We start from the raw sequence: 635 nt of genomic DNA on the forward strand, positions 1-635 counted from the left end.
GGCGTCGGCGCGCAGCAGCGCCTCGTGCGCCCCGACGAGCTCCGCCCCCGGACCGATCCCCAACTGCTCGGCCAGGGCCCGGCGGGCGCGGTGGAACCACTCCATCGCCTCCGAGCGCCGCCCGGCCTGCCCCAGCGCGGTCATCAGTGCCGCCACCAGCGACTCCCGCAGCGGGTCCAGCGCGGCCTCGGTGCCCAGCACCGCGGCCGCCGCCCCGTGGTCACCGAGCAGCCCGTACGCGCGCGCCAGCTCCTCCACCGCCGCGAGCCGCAGCTCCTCCAGCGCCTGTGCGGCGCACCGCAGCGGCAGGCTCGGCGTCGTCCCGGCCAGCGCCGGCCCCCGCCACAGCCCGAGCGCCTCGCGCAGCACCGCCATCGATGCGCCCGCGTCCGGCGCCGAGCGGGCCGACCGTACGAGCCGCTCGAACCGCCCTGCGTCCACCGCCGACTCGGGCACCCGCAGCAGGTACGCGCCGCCGTCGGTCACCAGCTCGACCCCGCCGTCGCCGGCCCCGTGCGCGGCCAGCACCGCGCACATCCCCAAAACTCGGTTCTGGATGAACGTGCGAGAATGCCGCGGCGGCTCCTCCTCCCAAAGCGCCTCGGTCAGCAGCTCGACAGCAACCGGCGCAGCCG

At 77.5% G+C, this 635-nt stretch carries 1 protein-coding gene; it reads right to left on the reverse strand.

Annotated features, from left to right (window positions below; all coding sequences use genetic code 11):
* On the reverse strand, positions 1–635 hold a 635-nt coding region (locus ACFQ87_RS46125; protein WP_380617030.1), incomplete at both ends, for a BTAD domain-containing putative transcriptional regulator.

Source organism: Kitasatospora sp. NPDC056531 (genome assembly GCF_042794375.1).
Classification (GTDB): domain Bacteria; phylum Actinomycetota; class Actinomycetes; order Streptomycetales; family Streptomycetaceae; genus Kitasatospora.